Raw genomic sequence first — 22,924 nt, forward strand, 5'->3', positions numbered from 1 at the left:
AAAAAGAGTACAAAATCAAGCGGATTAATTGAGTTGATTCTTTTGATTTTTAAGTTTAGGATTTTTCAGGCATAAAAAAAGCCGCCCAAAAGAGCGACTTACCATGAAAACAAAAAAAGTTTCTTTATTTATCAGCAACAGCAGCACCATCATAGGCCCACTTCATGTAAATAGCTCCCCAAGTAAAACCACCACCGAATGCTGAAAGGATGATATTGTCACCTTTTTTCAGTTGGCTTTCCCATTGGTGTAAACAAAGAGGGATAGTAGCATCAGTAGTGTTACCATAGTCTTGAATATTCACCATTACTTGTTTTGGACTGATACCCATACGACGAGCAGTAGCATCAATTATTCTTAAATTGGCTTGATGAGGAACCAGCCAAGCTAAATCTTCAGGTTTAATATTATGTTTCTCCATGATATTAACAGAAACATCGGCCATGTTAGAAACAGCAGACTTAAACACCGCCTGACCTTCTTGGTAGATAAAATGTTCACGAGCATCAACGGTTTCGTGACTAGCAGGCTTAACAGAGCCTCCTGCTTTTTGATGTAAGTGAATTCTTCCGGCACCATCAGAATGGAGATCGGCATCTATAATTCCAAAATCCTCAGTGGTTGGTTCAATCAGTACTGCTCCAGCACCATCACCAAATAAAACACAGGTTGTGCGATCGGTATAATCTACTATCGAGGACATTTTATCAGCACCAACTACTACTACTTTTTTATATAAACCACTCAAAATGTAGCTACGAGCAGTTTGTAGACCAAAAATGAAACCACTACAAGCCGCATTTAAATCAAAACTAAAAGCATTCTTTAGTCCAACTTTATCACAAATAATATTTGCGGTAGAAGGGAATTGCATATCGGGGGTCACAGTAGTGCAGATAAGAAGATCAATATCTTCTGCTTTAGTGTTTGTTTTTTCTAAAAGTTGAAGTACAGCAGGTGCTCCTAAATCTGAAGTTCCTTTTCCTTCACCTTTTAAAATATGTCTCTTCTTAATCCCTGTTCGGGACATAATCCACTCATTATTGGTGTCAACAATGGTAGATAACTCGTCATTGGTTAAAATGTATTCTGGAACATACGTTGATATTCCGGTAATTGCAGCATTTATCTTTGACATATTGCCTGGTTTTTTTCAGGGCGCCAAATTGCTATTTTTATTTTAACTGACAAAATTATTTATTAGTTTTTTCGAATATTTTGATTGTTTTTTCCAAAATGGTAAGGAAAATTGCACAAAACAAAGCTTAGGAACTCAAAATGTTTATTTTTGCCACGAAAAACAAAATTATATCAAAAAACTGGTTATTTGGATTTGTGAATATGCATCAATTTTATTTAAACTCCATTTCCTTTCGCTTCCTTGTTAGGAGGCATAACCATAAATCTTTCAAATGAAAATCGAAATGAGAAAATTTTATTCAATTATTATTTTATCAATTTTGAGCTTGTCTCTTTTTGCTCAAAATGATACTACAAGTAAATGGACACGCGGTGGTGACTTTTCTGTTAATTTTAATCAAGTGAATTTCACAAATTGGGCTGCCGGGGGTGATAACTCTGTTTCTGGAGTTACTCTTTTTAATTATGATGTTACTTATGATGATGGTAGGAGCTCTTGGAAAAACAAATTTATCATGGGTTATGGTCTTCAATATTTACAAGACGATTATAAAAAGACTGAAGATAAAATTGATTTGAGCTCATTATATGGGTATAAAATTTGTAAAAATTGGGATGCCAGTTTTAATGCTTTTATCAAAACTCAGTTTGCTGAAGGTTTCGATGGAGATAATGACTCGGTATATGTTTCTAAGTTTATGGCTCCTGGTTATATAGGATTTGGTCCTGGTTTTACCTATAAGCCAGTGGAGTACTTTACTGTTTTTATGAGCCCTGCAACAGTTCAGTTTGTAGTTGTTAACGACCAGCGCTTAGCGGATGAAGGGGCTTATGGTGTTACTGCAGCAGAATATGATACGGCTGGGATGAAAATTAAAGATGGTGAAATGATGAAGACACAGTTTGGATTTAATCTTAAAGCTGCATTTAAAAAGGATATTGCTAAAAATGTTAATCTTGAAACTACACTTGAACTATTTAGTGATTATTTATATAAGCCAGAAAATATTATCGTAAGATGGGACGTCATTATCGATATGGCTGTGAACTCTTGGTTATCTGCGAAATTAACTACTGGCTTAATCTATGATGATAACATTGTGATTAACGATAAAAGTGGAAATCCACTTGGGCCTAGAACACAGTTTAAAGAAATGTTTGGTTTAGGACTAGGGATTAAGTTCTAATTTTATTTCAAGTACTGATAAAAACGATTTTGGAACACCATTTCCAAAGTCGTTTTTTTATTTACACTCTTAAGTCACATTAATTGAAGAATTGATAATTTTGCAAAAAAATAATAATTGAAGGATTCCATTGCTATATTAACTATGTCTATTGAAGATTCTCTAGCTTATTCACTTGATAGTGTTTCGCAAGAGAGTATCAGTGTTTTTGATACTTTTGAAGGACAAATCACTCCTCAAAATCTCAATAAAGCTGTTGAAGGTTCCTATAGTACTGATTGGCTCAGCTTAACTTTTCTTGGGATTGTGATTTATTTAATTGTTGTTCGATTTTTGTTTAATTTTAATTTTTCTGAAGCCTTTAAAGGCCTTTTTAAGATAGAAAGTCTCGATCAAGTCAGTTTTGAAAAACTAACCCAAAATACAGGCTATATATTGACACCCATTTCATCAATTGTTTATGCCTATTATGTCTATTTCTTTATAAATCCTAATTATTTACAGCTCGATTTAGACTATTTATTTCTGGTATTTGCCTTTATAATCAGTGTTTTATTTATTTTAAAAGTTTTTTTAGAAAAAATAATCTCATTGCTCTTTAATAGCAGAAAGACTTTCCAGTCCTATTTTTCTGATCATCTATATATGCTTGGTATTTCAGGTCTTTTTCAGCTTCCATTTATCGTGATTTTTGTTTATAGTCAAATGGTTTTCTTTCTTTGGTTCTCACTTGCTATATTGCTTCTGTTTTGGCTTTTTAGGTTATTAAGGGGGGTGATCATTGGATATAATCAAAGCCAATTTTCTAAATCATATATATTTTTATACCTTTGCAGCCTCGAAATTTTACCGATTCTGTGGGCGTGTAAATGGCTTATAAATAATCAGTAAGAAGATATAGGTTTAACACAAAAATTAATCGCCTTGAAAATAAAAAATGTACTCATATCTCAGCCCAAGCCGGCTGATGTCGAAAAATCGCCTTATTACCTTTTGGCCAAAAAGCACAAGGTGAATATTGATTTTAGAAAATTCATTACGATTGAAGGAGTGAATGCTGTAGACTTTAGAAAAGACAAAGTTCATCTTTTAGAGCATACTGCGGTCATTTTTACTAGTAGAAATGCCATTGATCATTATTTTAGAATGGCAAAAGATATGCGATTGGAGATTCCAGATACCATGAAATACTTTTGTGTTTCTGAGGCAATTGCTTATTATCTTCAAAAATATGTAACCTATAGAAAGAGAAAGATTTTTTATGGGAGAGGAAACTTTGCTGGTGTTTTTGAAATTATTCAAAAACATAAATCCGAGAACTTCCTATTGCCTTGCTCAGATGACTATAAGCAAGATTTACCTAGCATAATGGATGAACACAAGCTCAAATTTAGTAAAGCTGTAATTTATCAAACATTAGCTAGTGATTTAACTGATCTAGATATCAATAGCTATGATATGTTGGTTTTCTTTAGCCCTACAGGAGTAAATTCGTTGCATAAGAATTTCCCTAATTATGAGCAAGGAAAAACTATCATTGCATGCTTTGGACCAACAACTGCTCAAGCAGTACTAGATGCTGGCCTAAGACTGGATATTAAAGCACCTACAAAAACAGCACCATCTATGACAATGGCCCTTGAAGAGTATATTCAAAAGAATTCATAAGTGAAAACTTGTTTTCATGAAAAATACATTGCCTATAACTGAAAGCCTGAAAAGCAAGAAGCTGATCAGGCTTTTGTTTGAGTCAGGTAAATCTGAGTTCACTTATCCATTTAAAATACTTTATAAAGTCGTTGATTTAGATGAAAATCATCCTGCTCAGTATATGATAAGTGTGAGTAAAAAGCGAATAAAAACTGCGGTGGGTAGAAACCATATTAAGCGATTATTTAGGGAAACCTATCGAAAAAATAAACATCCACTGCATGAAATTCTATTGAAGGAAGATAGGAAATTAGCGTTAGTCTTTATATTTGTTGGAAAACCAAATATAAAATATCAGCAGATGGAGGATAGAATTAAAATAGCGATTGCTTCCCTCACTGAAAAGATGCAAAAAATCTAGATCAATTGTTTTTAAGTAAGTTTTGCTTAACAAATATTTCCATGACCAACCATACCAAATTCTTGAATCTTTGGCTATCTTTGTGTACTACATAAACCGCTGCATATGTATATAATTGATGAGGAACTAGAAAAACAAGAAATACTAAGGCTTTATCGCAGGATTTTAAGAATGCGACTGACCAAAAAAGATGATAAAAGCGATGCTAAAATTATCCGGAAAGCCTTTAATGTTGCCAACGAAGCGCATAAAGGAATGCGCCGTCGTAGTGGTGAGCCTTATATTTTGCATCCTCTAAATGTGGCATTAATTTGCGTAGAACAATTGGGATTAGGTACCAAAAGCATCGTGAGTGCCCTCCTCCACGATGTGGTAGAAGATACCGATTATACCATAGAAGATATTAAAGCCTTATTTGGTGATAAAGTAGCCATGATTGTGAGTGGCCTCACCAAAATCAAAGGTATGTTGCGTAAGAGTAATGTGGAATCGGAGCAAGCTGAGAACTTTAAGAGACTTATTCTTACCCTTTCCGAAGATGTCAGAGTGATTTTGGTTAAGATGGCCGACCGTTTGCATAATATGCGGACATTGGACAGTATGCCTCATGAAAAGCAGCTGAAAATTGCATCCGAAACCAATTACCTTTTTGCTCCTTTAGCTCATAGGTTAGGCTTATATGCTCTAAAGACGGAACTTGAAGATCTTTCTTTTAAGTATACTGATCCTCAGGCCTACGATATGATTGTGGAGAACATGAAAGAGACAGAGGATGAGAGAAAAAGGTTTATTAAAACCTTCTTAACTCCTATTAAAATTGAACTCAATAAGGCCAAATACGATTACAAAATTCTAGATCGAGAGAAATCCTCTTTTTCTATTTGGAAGAAGATGCAAACCAAGAAAGTTCCTTTTAGTGAGATCTATGATATTTTTGCTATCAGAATCATCATCAATTCAAAACCGGAAAATGAGAAGAAGGATTGCTTGATGGTTTATTCTATTATCACCGACTATTATTTTCCAAATGAGGATCGCTTCCGGGATTGGATTTCCACTCCCAAAGAAAATGGTTATGAGAGCTTGCACACTACAGTGATGAGCAAAACAGGAAAATGGGTAGAGGTTCAAATTAGAACCACGAGAATGGACGAGATTGCCGAGAAAGGTTATGCTGCCCATTGGAAGTATAAATCGGATGTGAATAAGGTGGAAAGTGGTCTAGATGAGTGGATGGCTAAAGTGAGAGAGATGTTAGTAAAGAATGACATAGATGCCATGGATTTTATGTCGGAATTCAAGCTTAACCTTTTTGCAAAAGAAATAATGGTTTTTACACCACGAGGAGATATGAAAAAGTTACCTCAGGACAGTACACCCATCGATTTCGCCTATGCAATTCATACCGATTTGGGAAATACCTGTATGGCTGCTGAGGTAAACGGAAAAATCACCGCTCTTAACCATAATTTAAAGCCTGGTGATATTGTTAAGATTATTAGTTCTGATAACCATTCTCCCCAAGAAGCTTGGCTCGATTGGGTGATTACATCTAAAGCCAAAAATCAGATTAAAAACTCTCTTAAGGAATTAAAGAAAGCCAATAGAAAACAGGGTGAAGAAATTATTGAAGGCTTATTTAAAAACCAAAATGCAGAGTATAATAAAGAAGCATTACAAAAATTGATGAAGTGCTTGGGTTGCCAATCTAAACTCAATTTCTTTCATAACGTTGTTACTGGAAAGGTAGCAGAAGCAGAGATCAAGCAATGTCTTCAAAAGAATGAAAAGTCATTGTGGCAAAGAGTCCTTCCTTCCTTTTTGACCAATAGAACTACCGGACCACAAACTTTGGAGGAGTCTATTACTGAGGCTATTCAGAAGAACCCTGAGAAGCTGATGCTCGATAAGAATGCCAAGGGGAAAGACCTGAAGTATATCATAGCTGACTGTTGTAATCCTATTCCTGGAGATGACGTCATTGGGATTAATATTAACAAGAAACCCATTGCTATCCATAGAACCAATTGTCCTGAAGCTATAGGTTTAATGTCTACTTACGGAAAGCAAATTATTAAAGCCAAGTGGAATTTTGGTGAACGAGTAGGATTCCTAGCAGGTATTCATATTACAGGGTCCGATTCTCAAGGTTTGGTGAGTAATATCACCAATGTGATTTCTGATAATTATGGTATCAATATGCGATCTATTCACTTTACCACCAGTGCCAATTATGCTGACGGAACCATTACGCTTTATATTAACGATACCAAAAGTCTCATCAAACTCATGAGGAATATTAAGGAATTGCGAGGGGTAGAAAAAGTAGAAAGAATAGATAGTATTCAGGAATTTCATTAGGTTTTTTATCTCACTAGCTAAAGGACCCTGAGTCTTTCGAAGATTAGCTCCGTAGTGCATTACAACTCAACGAACTCAACGAACTCAACGAACTCTAAGTACTCTTTTATTTAGAATACCCCTAAATAAATAATATCATTTCATCGGATAAACAACTTTTCTAATTTTGTGGGAGTCACATATATGTCTCAAAAAAGGCATCGTATGCTATTATAAACACACACATTCCTAAAATGAAAAAAACTTTATCCTTTATCATGATTTTGTTTCTTGCCATTCAAATTCATGCCGAAACCATTGAGAAAACCTATTTCTTTAATGATTTTCAAGTAAGAGCCACTTCAGGTAATTACTATATGATTGATGCTAATGGAGCTTTGAATACTGCAGTTATCGGACAACCATTATTGCCATGGTTTGCAGCCAATTTCGTATTACCTCCAGGTGAGGAAATAGAATCCGTAGAATTTATTGGTAATGATTTGGTGACCATGGCTGGAAACTATCAGTTAATGCCAAAGCAATATGCACAGCCCATTAGTAAAGGAAAATCGGGTGAGTTTGCAAAAGATGAAAACATTTATCAATCAAATGAAGCCTATCCAATAATAGGAAACCAAACTCATAATACTCAGTTTTGGGCTGGTCATGGAATAGGGACTGTAAATTATACTCCTTTTGTTTATCATGCCAAATCTGGAGAAATTAATTACTACCGACAAGTGAGCTTGGTGATCAAAACTAAAAGTACTGAAAAGGCTCAAGCTGCTCTTCAACTCCTGAACTCCACCAAAAATCAGCTGGTTTCGGAATTTATAGAGAATCCAGAAAGCTTGAAAACTTATCCTCAAATAGCCTCCTCTAAATCTACCGATTACGATTATCTCATTATTACTCCAGAGGAGTTTGTTAGTGAGTTTGATGCTTTGGTTTATCATTACCTTGTCAGAGGAATGAAAACTATAGTAAAAAGCAAAGAAGAAGTTCTAGCTGAAATGGATGGGCAAGATGCACAAGAGAAAATCAGAAACTATATCATTCAAGAATATATAGCAAATAATGTAACTTATGTGATGCTTGGTGGTGATGTGGAGCATATTCCTTATCGTGGATTTTATTGCTCCGTTCAGTCTTCCTCTGTTTATGAAGATGATAACATCCCATCCGATTTGTATTATTCTGCTTTAGATGGAAACTGGAATGCTGATGGGGATGGTAAATGGGGAGAGATTGGAGAAGATGATTTATTACCAGAAGTAGCCGTAGCTCGTTTTTCATTCTCCAATACCACTGAATTGGCTAGCATGCTCAATAAAACCACCAATTATCAAAGCAATCCTGTTTTAGGTAACCTAGCACATCCCATGATGGCTGGAGAACATTTATATGATAATCCTATCACTTGGGGATCTGATTATTTAGAATTGATGATTGGTTATCAAAATGAAAATGGATACGAAACCACAGGAATCCCTACAACTAATACTTTTACTAAATTATATGATGAGGAATCTACTTGGTCTTCTACCGATCTTACCAACGAAATCAACCAAGGTAAAAACTTTGTTCACCATGTTGGACACGCCAACGAGAACACCGTAATGAAATACTATACCAGTGATATCACCAATAGCGCTTTCTCTGGTGCCAATGGAGTCGATAATCAATTCACCAATATATATACCCATGGTTGTATTTGTGGTAGTTTCGATGCTAGCGATTGTATAGCTGAACAAATGGTTAAAATTGACAATTTTGCAGCTGCTTTCGTAGGAAACTCTCGTTATGGTTGGTTTAACGAAGGACAAACTGAAGGACCATCGGCACATATACATCGAGAATTTGTAAATGCACTTTATCATGAGCGTGAATATAGAATTGGAATGGCTCATATGCTTTCTAAATTTGAAACAGCACCTTGGGTAAACGCTGCAGGTCAGCATGAAGAGGGAGCCCTCCGTTGGTGTTTCTACGATTGTAATGTTTTAGGGGATCCTGCTATGGGTATCTGGACTGCAGAGCCTAGAGAAGTATATATTACTAGTCCTTCAACAATTGCGATTGGTCAAGAAACATTTAATATTGAAGTTTCAACAGCGTCTGGAGATGTTCCTTATGCAATGAATGCAACATTAATTATGGATGACAATATTTATGGGACTTCTGATTTCCCAGATACAGGCATGCTAGAAATGGAAATAGACCCTGTTTTTACCAATGTAGGAGCTGCCACACTTTGGGTAACAGGTTATAATTTACTTCCTCAGTCCTTCGAAGTTCAAATCATTCCTGCCGAAGGTGCCTATGTGGTTTTTGCTGGCTGCGAAATAGAGGATGCTTCTGGAAATAATAATGGAATGTTAGATTATGGAGAAACTGTTTCGCTAAACATGAGTCTAGAAAATGTAGGTGCTATAGCTGCAGAGAGTATTGTAGCCAATATGTCTTGTTCTAATGATAATATTACTCTCAATAATACCTCAGCAACATTTGGCGATATCGCTGGTAATTCGACTGTAGAATTAGAAGCTGCATTTGAAATTACTGTTTCCAATGATATTGAAAATGGCACTCCTGTGGTTTTTGATTTGGAATTTATTGGTGATAATGGAACTTGGGAAACTCAAATGACCATTATAGCCCATGCACCTGCTTTCGAAATTACATCTTTCAGCCTCAACGATGAAGCCGGAAACAATAACGGAAGACTTGACCCAGGAGAAACTGTAATCTTTAGTGTAGCTGTTGCTAACACAGGTTCTTCATTATCGCCAAATCTTAATAATGTATTGACCAGCGATAGCGATTTTATAACGATCAATAATGGAACACAAAGCCATGATGCCTTAGCTTCTGCCGAAGAAGCCGAGCTTAGTTTTGAAATCTCAGTTTCTGCAAGTGCTCAAGTTGGTGATATTGCACATCTAATGATGGATGTGGATGCTGGTGAATATGGCACCTATATGTCTTATTATTTCACAATAGGATTACAGGTGGAAGATTGGGAAACTGCAGGTTTTGACCAATATGAATGGGAAACATCTGGAGATGCTCCTTGGAGTATTACTACCACAAACCCCTATGAAGGAGATCATTGTGTAGGATCAGGAACTATCTCTCATAATCAATCAAGTGATATGATGCTCGAAGTGGATGTTTTAAATAATGATAGCATTAGTTTCTATTATAAAGTATCCTCCGAGGGCAATTATGATTTCCTTAGATTTTTAATCGATGAAAACGAAATGGACAAATGGTCTGGCGAAGAAGCCTGGACCAGAAAAGCTTATCTCATAACGGCAGGTTCTCATAGTTTCTCTTGGAATTATACTAAAGATGGTTCTGCTTCAAATGGAGACGATAAAGCTTGGGTAGATTATATTGTATTTCCTGCTTTAGGCTTGATTAATAATGTAGCACAACTTGGACAAGAAATCTCATTAGATTTTTATCCAAATCCAGTGATGGAAACCGCTTATTTACAGTTTGAAAATTTAGAAGCTCAAGTGATCAGTATTCAGTTGATTGATCCTCTTGGTAAAGCAAGCCAAATTTCTAGTGAGTCATATACTGTAGGTGAACAGCAAATAGAGTTAAGCTTAAGTGAATTAGCTTCAGGTACCTATACTTTGGTATTAACGAGTAAGAACAAAGTATCTACCATTCAGTTTATTAAATTGTAAATCAATAAAATATATTGAAATAGCTCTTCATTTATGGAGGGCTATTTTTTTATTTGCTATATACATAAGTAGTTTTATATTTGCGAACATTTATTTTTAATCTAAAACCCAATTATGAAAAAGTATTTTAGTTTTATTATCTCTGTATTCATTTCGGTTAGTATCTATTCCCAACAAAATTTTGAATCTGCATATATAATAGATAATCAGGGTGATACGATTGCTGGCTTCATTGATTATAGAAATTGGAATACCAATCCTAATCATTTTAAATTTAAATCTTCTGAAGATTCCGAAGAAGTTATATATAGTACAGGTGAAATAAAGTCCTTTAAAGTTCATGAGGAGTTATATGTTAATGCGGAAGTGGAAGTGGAAATTTCTGCAAGATCAACTTCAGCACTAAAGTTTGATTCAGAATTAAAAATTGATAAACAAAAAGTATTCTTGTTAGTTATCCTTCAAGGCGAAAAAAGTTTGTATTATTTAAAGGACGAATTAGGATATGAAAACTTTTATATTAAAATGGATAATGATTTTATTTTGCTCACTTATAAACGATTCTTAAAAGAAATAGATCAAAAAAATGTCATTATTGAAAACACAAAATTTAGAGGACAATTGACTTATTATCTAAGTGAATGTAAAAAGTTAGGCTCATCAATATCTAAAGCAAACTATACTAGAGAAAGTTTAGAAAGGGTGTTTGAAAATTATTATAAGCAATGCACAGAAAACAAACCTGCTTTAATAACTAAGGCAGAAAAACCTGCTTTTTCCTATGGTCTCATCGCTGGTTTAAGTATTACTCAAGTTAAGTTTGATGGAACAAATGAATTATTAACTCGTTTGCCATTTCCTAAATCGTCTAATATTTATGCTGGTGGGTTTTTTGAGATTATTTTTAGCAGGAGTAAGGGAAAGGTCTCCTTATATAATGAACTAGCATATACTAGCTATGAAACTAATAATAGCTATGAAGACAGGTATTCTAAAGAGTATGTGGAAATTGGTTCTTCAAATTTGATTCTAGTCAATATGTTCCGTTATAAGCAAACTGTAGGAAAGGTAAGTTTATTTGCTAATGTTGGGGTGTTAAACTCCTTTGTAATTGGGACTACTAATTATTCAAAAGTCGAGAATAAGTTTAATAATACGGTGAAAGAAGGTCTGGCTATTGAGGATGTAAGGAGTTGGAGTTTTGGTGGTGCCTTAGGTGCAGGTGTAATGTGGAAAAGCTTCTCAGTGGAATATAGATACCAGATTTCTCAAGGGATTTCCTATTATATGAATTTATCTTCCTGGACGAATAAAAATATTTTTCTTTTAGGATATCGATTTTGAGATTTAAATGATAAATATATAGATTTGGCTCTTCATTTGTGGGGGGGCATTTTTTTTATTTTATTTTTTTGGCATCAAAATTGTAATTTCACCTTTCAAATAAATATCCGCATGATGAAATCACTGAAAATTCTATTCATAGGCCTAAGTATTCTTATTGGAAATACAATGATGGCTCAAACTTTTGATTTTGAAAAAAGTTGGAAACAAATTAATGATTTAGAGAAAAAAGGCTTGTCTGCTCAAGCATTAGAGCAATGTCAGATCATATTTATTCAAGCTCAAAAAGAGGATAATTCTGTACAGCTAATCAAGAGCTTGATTTATAAAAGTAATTTCCGTCAAGCCTATGAAGAGGAGGCCCTAAAGAAATCAATTGGAGAAATTAAGGAGATTCTATCTGCTAGTAATGGAATTGAGAAAGCACTCTTATCCATCGCCTTAAGCGATTTGTATCAGCAATATTATCAGCGAAACCAATGGGATATTCGTGGGCGTTTGCATGTGAGTGGACGAGTGGCAAAAGACCTAGAAGCTTGGAGTCAGGAGAATTTTAGAGAGGAAAAAGAGAAATTGATTTCTGCAGCATTAGCCGAAGAAGGTTTATTGATGAAGTCACCATCAGAACCTTGGAAAGAGATTTTTCTGGATCAAGAAAAGGATTTCAAAACCTTCCCCACACTATTTGACTTTGTGGCTTGGAAAGCCATCGCTTTTTATTCCGCCTCTGAGTTTTCTAACTCAGCTCAAGAGGATTTGGTGATTTTGAATCAGGTGATGCTTTTTGGAGATGACAGTCAGTTTGTAAATGTGATATTTAATGATTTTGAAGCCAAAAGCGCTAAAGTAAAAACCATTCAATTATTTCAAAAACTGATTAAAAAACATCAAGGCAATAAAACACCAAATGCATTTCTATATGCAGAATCACAGCGAATAGCATATCTAAAGAGCAATGGGCAAATTGATGATAAAGAATCCCTTTTATTAAAAACGCTAAACAATGTTTTTGAGAATTATAAAGGACAAGCAGGAAGTGAATTTTTAGCTGAGGAATTGATAAACCAGTATAAATGGAATACCGGTAATGAATATGATTTAAGAAAAGCTGAGGCCATTTGTCAAGCCATGATTGAGGTAGACAGGAACTCCAAATATTTTAAAGGCGTATTGACTAGTCTTCAAGCCAAAGAATTGAATATTTCTATGGATGGGGTTATTCTTCCAAATCAAGCTGCATTTTCTACTATTTCGTTTCAAAATATGACTCAGGCTTGGTTTAAAATTATTCAATTATCTGAGGACGAAATTATAGAAAGAAATAGCAGAGGTGAAGATCAGATATCGAAATATTTGAATTCCCCATTGATAGCAGAATTTGACTATGCTCTGACTGTTCAAAACTACCTTTCTGCGAAGAAAGCATTATTCGAACTCCCTCAATTGGGAGTGGGGCATTATGCTATTATTGCTAGTACGGGTCCCGATTTTAATCTGGAAAAAGACCAACTTCGAATGGGGGAGTTCTGGGTGACCGGGTTACAACTCATCAGTAGGGGAAACGATGGGCATTTCTTGATAGTAGATAGGGAAACAGGAAAACCAATAGATAAAGCAAAAGTTGAAGTTTACTCTTCTCAATGGGAGTATTCTACACGAACCAATCTATCTAAACTAGAAGAGACTATCACATCTGGAAAAGATGGAACTTTCCAATATATGAATGTGAATGGAAAGCAAATCACCTTTATAATATCCAAAGGACAAGACGAATGGAAAAGCGGGAATGTATATGTAAGAGATTATCGTGAAAATGCTCGAAAAAATGAAAAGCATTACTTCTTTACCGATCGAGCCATTTATCGCCCAGGTCAAAAAGTGTATTTTAAGGGAATCTTCACCAATCAAAAGAAAAACGATGTGGAGCCTATTGCTAAGCTAAGCAAAGAGGTGAAGTTATATAGCACCAATGGCAAAGTCATTCAAACTATAAATGTGACTTCCAATGAATTTGGTTCTGTTGCAGGTAGTTTTGTTTTACCACTTTCTGGATTAACTGGAAATATGAGAATTTCTGATGGAAAGGGGAGTGTAAGTTTTAAAATGGAGGAATATAAACGTCCTAAATTTGAAGTGAATTTAGAAAGCCCAAGCGTAGAATTTCAGTTGAACGATCAGGTGAGTTTGTCGGGAAATGCAACGTATTTTGCTGGTATTGGTGTTCAGAATGCAAAAGTGAAGTATAGAATCAGTCGTGCAGTATTTATGCCTTGGCGCTGGGGTTTTTGGCCGCAAATTGAGGATTTAGATATTAGCGCTGGTGAAGTTTCAACCAATGAACAAGGCGAATTTGAAATCAGTTTCTTGGCGCTTGCTCCTTATGATATAGAGTTCTTGCCTTGGTTTAATTATCAAATCACAGCAGAAGTAAGTGATGAAAGTGGTGAAACTCATACTGCTAGTATGGATATCCGACTGGGTAAACAATCCATACTCATCTCCACTAATTTACCTGAGGTGATGGATTTGGAACATCCCAAAGATGTGGAAGTGAAGGCTGAAACCCCAAATGGCAAAAAACTCAATAGCCAAATCCACTTTAAGTTGGAAAAGCTGATTACGAAGGAAAAACTCAGTCGTTTAGTGAAAGTGAATGTGGATACCCTCCTCATTTCTCCTGAAAAGTTGAAAAAGGATTATAAAGATTTTGTATTTGCTCAAAAACGTGCTCCTTTGAAAATTGAAGCTACAGTTCTAGAGAAAACCCTGCAAACAGAAATAGATTCCATCATACCTAAAAGCATTTTCCAGTCTTTACCAATTGGCAGTTATAAAATGACTTTAAGTACGGTAGATAAAAATGGAATAGAAGTGAAAGATACGGCGTCCTTTAAAATATTCTCTTCCAAAGAGAATAAATTGGCTTCAGCCGAAGAGTTCTTCCATATAATGAATCACCAAAATGCAAAAGTTGGAGATACATTGCATTTTAGCTTTGGGTCTTCTGTAAAGAATCCTCAATACTATTATCAGTTAAGCTCAGGTTCCGAAATGATTACTTCTTCTTGGTATAAAGTTTCTAAAGGATTGAATCATATAAGTATTCCTATTACAGAGAATTATAGAGGAGGTTTGAGCTTACAGCTTTTCTTTGTGGCTAATAATCAAGTTCACGATGTTTCTCAAAACATCAGCATTCCTTTCGATAATAAAGAATTAAAAGTGGAATTAATCACCTTTAGAAGCCCCATGGAACCTGGAACTAAAGAGCATTGGAAGCTCAAAATCAGAAATAGAGATGGAGCGCAAGTGGATGCCGAAGTTTTAGCGGCCATGTATGATGCTTCTTTAGATGTTTTTCAGGAGAATAATTGGACTTTATGGCCCTATCACCCTAAGAATAATCCGTTTAATTGGAGTTCTTTAGGTAGCTATTTCTCCGAAACTAGAAATAGATATGATTCACCATCCTATCCTTCATTTTCTAATCCTAGTCCTTTAGAACTGGCTTTCACTAATTCTTCTCGTAATAACAGGATTATGTATTCGAAAATGGCTGGTGCAGGTGCCATGCCAATGATGGATGGTATGAAGGCGGAAGCTGACATGGATTCAGAAGCAATTCCAGAACAACCTAGAAGCGTGGCAATAACAAATATGGTAATTGAAGAAGAACCAGAAAACCCAAAAACAGAACCCAAACCTGTCACACCAAGAAAAAACCTGGAGGAAACGGCATTCTTCTATCCTCAATTAAAGACAGATATGGCGGGACAGGTTTCATTAAATTTTGTCAGCCCTGAAGCTTTAACAAGATGGAAATTGATGGTGATGGCAACGACTCAAGATATGGAAATAGGTCATTTTACTCAGGAAGTAGTGACTCAGAAAGAATTAATGGTGATGCCCAATCTTCCTCGCTTTTTAAGAGGTGGTGATCAAATGACATTAAGTACTAAGATTTTAAATCTTTTAGAGGAGGAACAAGTTATAAATGCAGAGTTAGAAATTTTAGATGCGGCTACCAAAGAGCCACTGAATATGTTGGTGAGTGGACAAGTAAGTGAGCAGAGTTTGAGTATTTCTGCAAAAGGACAAGCAGAGGTCAGTTGGAGTATTCTAGTTCCAGAAGAAATAGGTGCAGTTATCATCAGGGTATTGGCTCAAGGCCCAGCGCATAGCGATGGTGAAGAGCATATTCTTCCAGTACTCAGTCAGCTTCATTTCCTGACTGATACTTATCCTTTCTGTCTTTCTACACAAAATAGTATCACGCCAGAGGAGCTATCTTTGAGAGAGGTGGAAAGACCAAATCAGGATGAATTGACTCTAGAAATCACCACAAACCCATTATGGTATGTGGTTCAGGCTTTACCCAATTATGCCTTGCCTCAAAAGCCCAATGCTTTGTCTTGGTTTAATTATTATTTTATCCATGCCATGGCTTCGGATATTGTAAAAACGAATCCTGAGATTCAAGAAGTATTTAAGCAATGGCAACAACTTTCGCCAGAGGAATTAGAATCGGAATTATTCCAAAACCCAGAGCTGAAAAAGGTAATGATAGAAGAAACTCCATGGGTGTTCAATGCCGAAAACCAAAGCCTCAGAAAAAGAGAAATAGCTAGATTATTCGATGAGAACAATTTGAATTATCAATTGGAGTCTGCATTAATGAAGCTTCAAGAACTGCAAAAGTCGAATGGTGGTTTTTCTTGGATAGATGGAATGCCAACAAGTACTTATATCTCGGCTGAAATTTCTGCTGGGCTTGGTCAGCTTTTAGAAGCAGGGATTATTAATCCTGAAAAAGAATATGCCATAAAAAATCTGATTAAGAACTTAGTGAAGTATTTAGATGATGAAATTGAAATCAATTATCAGAAAGCTTTGAATAAAAAAACAGGATATTCTGCCCATGGTTTGGTTTCAGCTAGAGCTTATTTCATAGAGTCTTATCCATTAAAAGAAAAGCAAATTGCATTCGATTATTTCCTCAATAAGATGACGGAAAAGAAACATCAGAAATCATTATCTCAGAAAATGGGATTGGCTCGTATATTATGGTATAATGGTCGTTTTGAGGAGGCTAATGAATTAATGGCCGCTCTTAAAGATATATCCTTGACTGATGAAAATGGAGGAATCTATTGGAGAGACTTCCAGCGTTACGAGTCGGTGAGAAAACAAGCAGAGATGATTTCGCTATTTAGCTTAGCTAAGACTGATGATCAATGGATAGAAGGCATGAAACTTTGGTTATTGCAGCAAAAGCGTGCCAACGATTGGGGTGATAATAAAGCCACTGCACAGGCCTGTTTCGCTATGCTAAACGGAAGTACTGCTTTGTCGAATAGTCCAAAAGTATACCTTATAATAAATGGTGAAGAACAACTGATAGATGGAAATGCCGGAACTGGATATTTCAAAATCACCTGGAGAGGAAACGAGATTCCAAAAGCACTAGAAGGATTTGAAATCAGAAAAGAAGGTAAGGGAATGATTTTCGGAGCTTTCTACGATCAGTATTTCGAAAAGATGTCGGAAATTGATGCCCATGAAGGTGGTGTGGAATTGCAAAAGCAAGTGTTTGTAGCCAAGACAGAAGATGGGAAAAACGAGCTATTAGCATTAGAAGATGGAGCCAAAATAGAATTGGGCGACAGAATTGTAGTTCGCATGATTTTAAATAATAAGCAGGCTATGGATTTTGTGCACTTGCGCGATTATTTACCCGCAGGCTTCGAAAATCAGAATCCACTGTCTGGTTATCATTGGCAAGGTTCTATTTCCTATTATCAAGCTCCTGGCGATGTGGCCACCGACTATTTTATCTATCACCTACCCAAAGGTAAATTTGTGATAGAATACGAATTAAATGCCACTATTAGCGGAAAGCTCAATCTAGGCCCAGCAGAGGTACAGTCTATCTATGCACCGGAGTTTGGCGGGCATAGTGAGGGTGGTTTTGTAGAAGTAATAAAGTAAATTAAAGTGCCTAAAGAATTTAAAGTTATTGGTTTGGAGCATTTTTTTAGATTTTTTTTCGTCAGGCATAGCTAAGGGATGATAGCCTTGTAAAGGATAGCGTCCCTGAAACTAGATAGTCAAAAAAAGCCCGGAGTATTTAGAGTGATAGTTTTTTGTTTTCTTGGGATTATGGTCTTAGAAGACCCCACGCCAAGACCGCAAAGAGAGGTTTACACCAAGTATGCAAAGGAGAGGGCAAACAGTTGTTTTAGTATTCAGGATTTTAGGCGAACTATAGTTGTAAAGCATCGCGTCCCTGGATCTGGATAATTATTTCATATTGAATGATGCATTGGTGAAGCATCGTCCGAGCTTACAGCCTTCTGTTGGTTTGTTAATAAAGAATGACAGTTTCGATACAGGGCAAACGCATACTTTTATTTTATCCGCGGATTAACACAAATTTAAAATAATCTGTGAAAATTACTTTCAGTGAGCTCGCTTCGCTTCGGTTAGCGGAATCCGTGGTTAGATTTTCTCTTTATTAAAATATATGTCGATTCTAAATCATGAACCTAAAGTATAAGTCTGCCCTGAGTTTCGATATGACCAAGCCTATTGTTTGGTAAATAAGTGTTTTTGACTTACCAATAAGCAAATCAGGGCCTCAATCCTTTCGCTATACTCAAGGCTTTGATCCCTTAAGTTTATCCAAGTTTATGAATTCCAGGTTCAAAGGCAAGATGCTTGAAATCCAGCCTCCTCTGTCGGTTGACTAGCCAGGTAAACTTTAGGTGGGGCTCAAGATTCAATTTACTCTATTTTCTTATGCGGCCTTTGGGTATATATTTGCGTGGAACTAGCGAATGTTCCAAGTTTATGAATTCAAGGTTTAATTGGGGTTTCAGAAATCATTATATATCCACGAAATACCAGAAAACACAGCCATCAGACTAAAAATTCAATTCTAATCACCTAATACTGTAACCTCTATTTAAAAATGCCGTCAAAAAGACAAAATTAAACAACATGGAAACAAAGAAATTAAGGAGAAGTCTAAAAGACTCAGTTATAGGAGGCGTTTCCGGAGGTTTGGGAGAGTATTTCGGAACCGACCCGGTGATTTTCAGGATATTATTTATCGTATTGACCTTTACAGGAGGTGGCGGTGTTTTAATATATCTTCTAATGTGGATATTCATTCCCAAGGCGGAAATCGATTACGATTTTTTCGAAAACAAATCCACAAGTGCCAATGAAAAAACAGAAGCAAATGACAATGCTCAAGAACCCAAAGCAGAGCCTTTTGGTGCTGAATCTAAGGGAGCTAAAGAAGACTTTTTTGGTGCAAAAGATAAAAGTAAGTCTCTGGACCCAGAAGTGCTAAAAAGAAGGAAAAATGGAAACCTAATTGGAGGCGCCCTATTGATAATGATAGGAATGTTCTTTCTAGCTGATGATTTCTTTCCTTGGCTGAGCTGGGAATACCTATGGCCTGCAGCTTTAATTATTGCTGGATTGGCTATCATTAAAGTGAATTATAATAATAAGAAACAAGAAACTGATCAAGATGGAAAATCGTAATATATTTTGGGGAGTCCTTTTAGTAGCCGTTGGCGGACTCTTTATTCTAGATAACATGGATTTAATCAACTTTAGTTTCTCTGCTTTAGTTGGACTATGGCCTCTTTTATTAGTGTTGTGGGGAATTAGTATTTTACCAATGAAACCGATGTATAAAACAGTTGGGGGATTGTTGATTGCGGTATTTGCTTTGGTTTATGCTTCTACAAGTGATAAAACATTTTGGTGGCAAGATCACATCATCAATAAATTCGATAAAAATGTTCATATGAATTATGGAAATGATGATGACGAGGATTATGATGACGATGATGATACTTATTACAATTTCAAATTCGACGAAGATTCAACCTCCAATATCACTAATGCCAAGCTGAATATGGACATAGCTGCTGGAAAATTTAGAATAGATGAAGCTACGGATGATCACATCATAGACTTTGATGCCTATAGCAATATTGGCCCATATACCAGCAATATGGTAATGAACGGGAATACCGCTGAAATTAATATCGACTTAGAGGATGGCGTGATAAGAAATGGCACCAATAGAAATAGAGCCTCTATTAAATTAAACCCAAAAGTAGAATGGGATTTAGACTTAGATATTGGAGCAGCAGATTTTAGAGCCGATTTCAGAAAATTTAGAGTGAGCAAATTGGATATCGATGGTGGAGCCTCTGCAATAAAAGTAAAAATTGGAGATCTACAAGAAGATACCTTTATCAAGATAGATGCAGGTGCAGCTTCCATAAGAGTCGATATTCCACAAGAAGCAGGTTGCTTGATAGAATCAGAATCCTTTTTAGTAGATATGGAATTAGATAACTTCCAAAAAAATGGGAATGGTGATTATGTGACTTCAAACTATGAAGCAAGCGAGCAAAAAGTAAGAATAGATATCGATGCTGCTATTTCAAAATTAAAAGTAGGTAGATATTCAAAGTAAAACCCTTAGCCTAAGATGCTAATAGGAGATAATGGAAAAGAGCAGATTCACCTTTGTGGTGTATTGGCTCTTTTTTTTTAGGGTTTAGTCAAAATAGTTTATATCGGCAATTTGGATGTTTTTTGGGTGTTATTTCCAAATTAGATTTTCTAATTTCCACTTGTCTTTTGCTTGGTCTTCTCCTGTTGGATAACCTATGGGAATGACATTGAGGGGAATGTGATTCTCGGGTAGATTCAGCTCTTTTACCACTGCTATTGTTCTATCATCATAGGGAAATGCTGCTGTCCATACAGCTCCTAGGCCAATACTCTCTGCTGCCAATAGGATGTTTTCTGATGCTGCAGCACAATCATGCACCCAATAGTCTTTGTCTTTGAGCTTGCCTGCTTTGTCCATATCACCACATACTACAATAGCTGCTTGGGCCTGTGCTAACATTTTACCATAGGGCAATTTCTCACTGAGTCTCTTTAGTGTGGCTTTGTCTGTAACGACATAAAAAGCCCACGATTGACGATTGACTGCTGAAGGAGCAGCCATGCCCGCTCTTACTAGAAGCTCCAACTGGGCTTTAGAGACAGTGTCATTAGTAAAGTGTCTAACACTTTTTCTATTATGAATGGTCTTCAATGTTTCGTTGGCATATGTCCTTTTTACTGACGGAATAAAAGGTTTCCCGTCCACCTGCTCAAACATATCACTCTGCATACCTATAAAATTACCTGCTCCATAATAGCCGCCATTGGCATAGATAATTGGTTTTAGCAGATTCATATCAATAGTACCATTTGCCCCCAATACAGCTTTGTCAGCCTTTACATCAATTACTTTTCCTATGAATTGTCTATGAGAGCCCAAATCATGATATTCCGTTAGTTCACACTCAATCACTATAGGAAATTCTTTAATATAGGGTGCATCAACAAATTCTCCTCTTACAGGTGTAAGCCCAGTTTCTTTGAACTTATCCATATCCTTTCCTGAATATTTCCCTACATAAGAAACATATTTTGTTAATTCTTCAGTTGGAATATTCACCGTAAAAAACTTCTTATTGGTAAGGTTGTGATATGAATAGGTAGCTGGACGCATAGATACAGCAATGCTAAGCGGCTGCGAATTGGCAATACTCACCCATGCTGCAGTCATCATATTAGGCTTCCCATCCTGATCATATGATCCAATAACTAATGCTGGTTTAGGATACAAGGCGGATATTATGCCCAACGATTTTTTTTCAAAATTATTTACAGTCGAATCATTCTCCGCAAAACCTGAAGTTAACTGTGCAGGCAACGATATCAAACGCGTCGTTTCTTCTTTTTGCGTTAACATAACAACCAATACCAATACGATAAAAGCTAAGCCAATATTTAAAATTTTACTTTTTTCCATCTTCTGTATTTTTAAGAGCTTGTTTTTTATATGAAATAGTATCCATGAAACATCCTGTTGGGCAGACTGTGCAATAAGGTTTGTTAAAGAAAAGAGATAAAATAACAATTAAACCTCCAGCTATAAAGAAACCATAGCTTGCTATTCTGAACGAAAACATCATAAAAGGTTCAAAATGATTTAATTGAGGTGAAAAACCAAACAATAGTATAGCTGCAATAAAGAATAGATACGCCTCTCTTATCGATAAGTTTTTCCACGATTTTGGCAATATCTTTTTTTTAAATGGCGAAACCTTATTTACCAATTCTTGCAATGCTCCCATTGGGCAGAGGTAGTTGCAATAATACTTTCGCTTTCCTAAAAATGATATGCCTATGGCTAAAACAAATAGCATTACCGATTGCCAGTTAAGCACCCACGGAATTCCGTTTAATAACCAACTGTATAATAAAAATATCGAAAGGGTTTTGTTCAGTACAATTCCAACCACTATAACTACCAAAACCAAATAGTAAGGGCGTAGTTTCTTATGAGCCTTTCCAAATGCAAACGCTAGCGATAGCAAGACAACAACCAAAAATAACACATCTTTTATCGTGCTTAAAATTGGCTGTTTTTCCCAACTATCTATTGGCGAATTATAAAATACTGCCGCTGTTCCTTTCATTCCTTTAATAATAGCATTGCTGCTCATTGTAGCACCAGTAGCCCCATCTACACTTTGCTCTTTCACCTCACGAAGCGATAAATTATTCCATTGTTGTAAAAAGTCACCACGAGTAACATAGGCTAAATAATCAACCGTCTCTCCGCTATTTAGCAAGCTTATCCCCTTTACATTATATTTATCATCAAGACCTATGAGTATCGGCACGAGCCCTCCATAACCTATATTATCTGTCACATAATCAGAAGAAACCAATGCTTTTCCTATCTCTATTTCTCCTGACCTAACTTCTATTATATTACTATTGGATTTTAGAAAAGAATTTGCCTCTGGGAAGATGTTTTGTACCGATTCTAAGGTAACAACGACCTCTATATTTGATTTAGTGAAAAGATGCCTTCGGCCACCACTATAGGCTATAGCTGCAAGGAGAATAAGCACAAGCGTGTAAAGATATATGGTCTCTGAAAGTTGATATTTTGATATTCTCATTTAGATATGCCTTATCTGATATTTGTAAAAAAAAGCAAAGGTAATCGAATATCTCTGGGATACCTTACAAGTTAT

The 22,924-nt window shown here is 35.9% G+C and carries 13 protein-coding genes; 10 read left to right on the forward strand and 3 right to left on the reverse strand.

Annotated features, from left to right (window positions below):
- Positions 1–124: 124 nt before the first annotated feature.
- Positions 125–1,138 carry a beta-ketoacyl-ACP synthase III gene (locus HNS40_RS13855; protein ID WP_172281815.1) on the reverse strand — a complete coding sequence of 338 codons (1,014 nt, stop codon included), beginning with the start codon at positions 1,136–1,138 and terminating at the stop codon, positions 125–127.
- 286 nt (positions 1,139–1,424) lie between these two features.
- On the opposite strand from HNS40_RS13855, the gene HNS40_RS13860 reads away from it, so the two are divergent.
- The 10 genes from HNS40_RS13860 (at position 1,425) to HNS40_RS13905 (ending at position 20,289) form a co-directional block, all read left to right on the forward strand.
- Entirely contained in the window at positions 1,425–2,327 is a 903-nt protein-coding gene (locus HNS40_RS13860) for a DUF3078 domain-containing protein (protein WP_172281817.1), read from the forward strand.
- Between the two features lie 117 nt (positions 2,328–2,444).
- On the forward strand, positions 2,445–3,218 hold the full coding sequence (locus HNS40_RS13865; RefSeq protein ID WP_172281819.1) for a DUF4271 domain-containing protein: 774 nt from the start codon (positions 2,445–2,447) through the stop codon (positions 3,216–3,218).
- A gap of 33 nt (positions 3,219–3,251) precedes the next feature.
- The gene (locus HNS40_RS13870; protein WP_172281821.1) at positions 3,252–3,995 is read left to right on the forward strand and encodes a uroporphyrinogen-III synthase; all 744 of its coding nucleotides are present in this window, start codon (positions 3,252–3,254) and stop codon (positions 3,993–3,995) included.
- 16 nt (positions 3,996–4,011) lie between these two features.
- Positions 4,012–4,398: a ribonuclease P protein component gene (gene rnpA, locus HNS40_RS13875; protein ID WP_172281823.1), complete on the forward strand. Its 387-nt coding sequence runs from the start codon at positions 4,012–4,014 to the stop codon at positions 4,396–4,398.
- 105 nt (positions 4,399–4,503) lie between these two features.
- Positions 4,504–6,759 carry a bifunctional (p)ppGpp synthetase/guanosine-3',5'-bis(diphosphate) 3'-pyrophosphohydrolase gene (locus HNS40_RS13880; RefSeq protein WP_172281825.1) on the forward strand — a complete coding sequence of 752 codons (2,256 nt, stop codon included), beginning with the start codon at positions 4,504–4,506 and terminating at the stop codon, positions 6,757–6,759.
- A gap of 233 nt (positions 6,760–6,992) precedes the next feature.
- The gene (locus HNS40_RS13885; RefSeq protein ID WP_172281827.1) at positions 6,993–10,442 is read left to right on the forward strand and encodes a C25 family cysteine peptidase; all 3,450 of its coding nucleotides are present in this window, start codon (positions 6,993–6,995) and stop codon (positions 10,440–10,442) included.
- Positions 10,443–10,556: 114 nt separating this feature from the next.
- Entirely contained in the window at positions 10,557–11,786 is a 1,230-nt protein-coding gene (locus HNS40_RS13890; protein WP_172281829.1) for a hypothetical protein, read from the forward strand.
- A gap of 111 nt (positions 11,787–11,897) precedes the next feature.
- Entirely contained in the window at positions 11,898–17,774 is a 5,877-nt protein-coding gene (locus HNS40_RS13895) for an alpha-2-macroglobulin (protein ID WP_172281831.1), read from the forward strand.
- 1,011 nt (positions 17,775–18,785) lie between these two features.
- Positions 18,786–19,340, forward strand: coding sequence for a PspC domain-containing protein (locus HNS40_RS13900; RefSeq protein ID WP_172281833.1), 555 nt, complete (start codon positions 18,786–18,788; stop codon positions 19,338–19,340).
- Positions 19,327–20,289, forward strand: coding sequence for a LiaI-LiaF-like domain-containing protein (locus tag HNS40_RS13905; RefSeq protein ID WP_172281835.1), 963 nt, complete (start codon positions 19,327–19,329; stop codon positions 20,287–20,289). The genes HNS40_RS13900 and HNS40_RS13905 overlap by 14 nt, the downstream gene beginning before the upstream one ends.
- Before the next feature lie 129 nt (positions 20,290–20,418).
- On the opposite strand, the gene HNS40_RS22945 is transcribed toward HNS40_RS13905, so the two are convergent.
- Both HNS40_RS22945 and HNS40_RS13920 read right to left on the reverse strand, forming a co-directional pair.
- On the reverse strand, positions 20,419–21,687 hold the full coding sequence (locus HNS40_RS22945) for a flavin reductase (RefSeq protein ID WP_216663708.1): 1,269 nt from the start codon (positions 21,685–21,687) through the stop codon (positions 20,419–20,421).
- Positions 21,674–22,849, reverse strand: a complete 1,176-nt coding sequence (locus HNS40_RS13920) for a 4Fe-4S binding protein (protein WP_172281837.1) — start codon at positions 22,847–22,849, stop codon at positions 21,674–21,676. Before HNS40_RS13920 ends, HNS40_RS22945 begins: the two co-directional genes overlap by 14 nt.
- Positions 22,850–22,924 lie beyond the last annotated feature (75 nt).

This window comes from Lentimicrobium sp. S6, assembly GCF_013166635.1.
Lineage (GTDB): Bacteria > Bacteroidota > Bacteroidia > Bacteroidales > UBA12170 > UBA12170.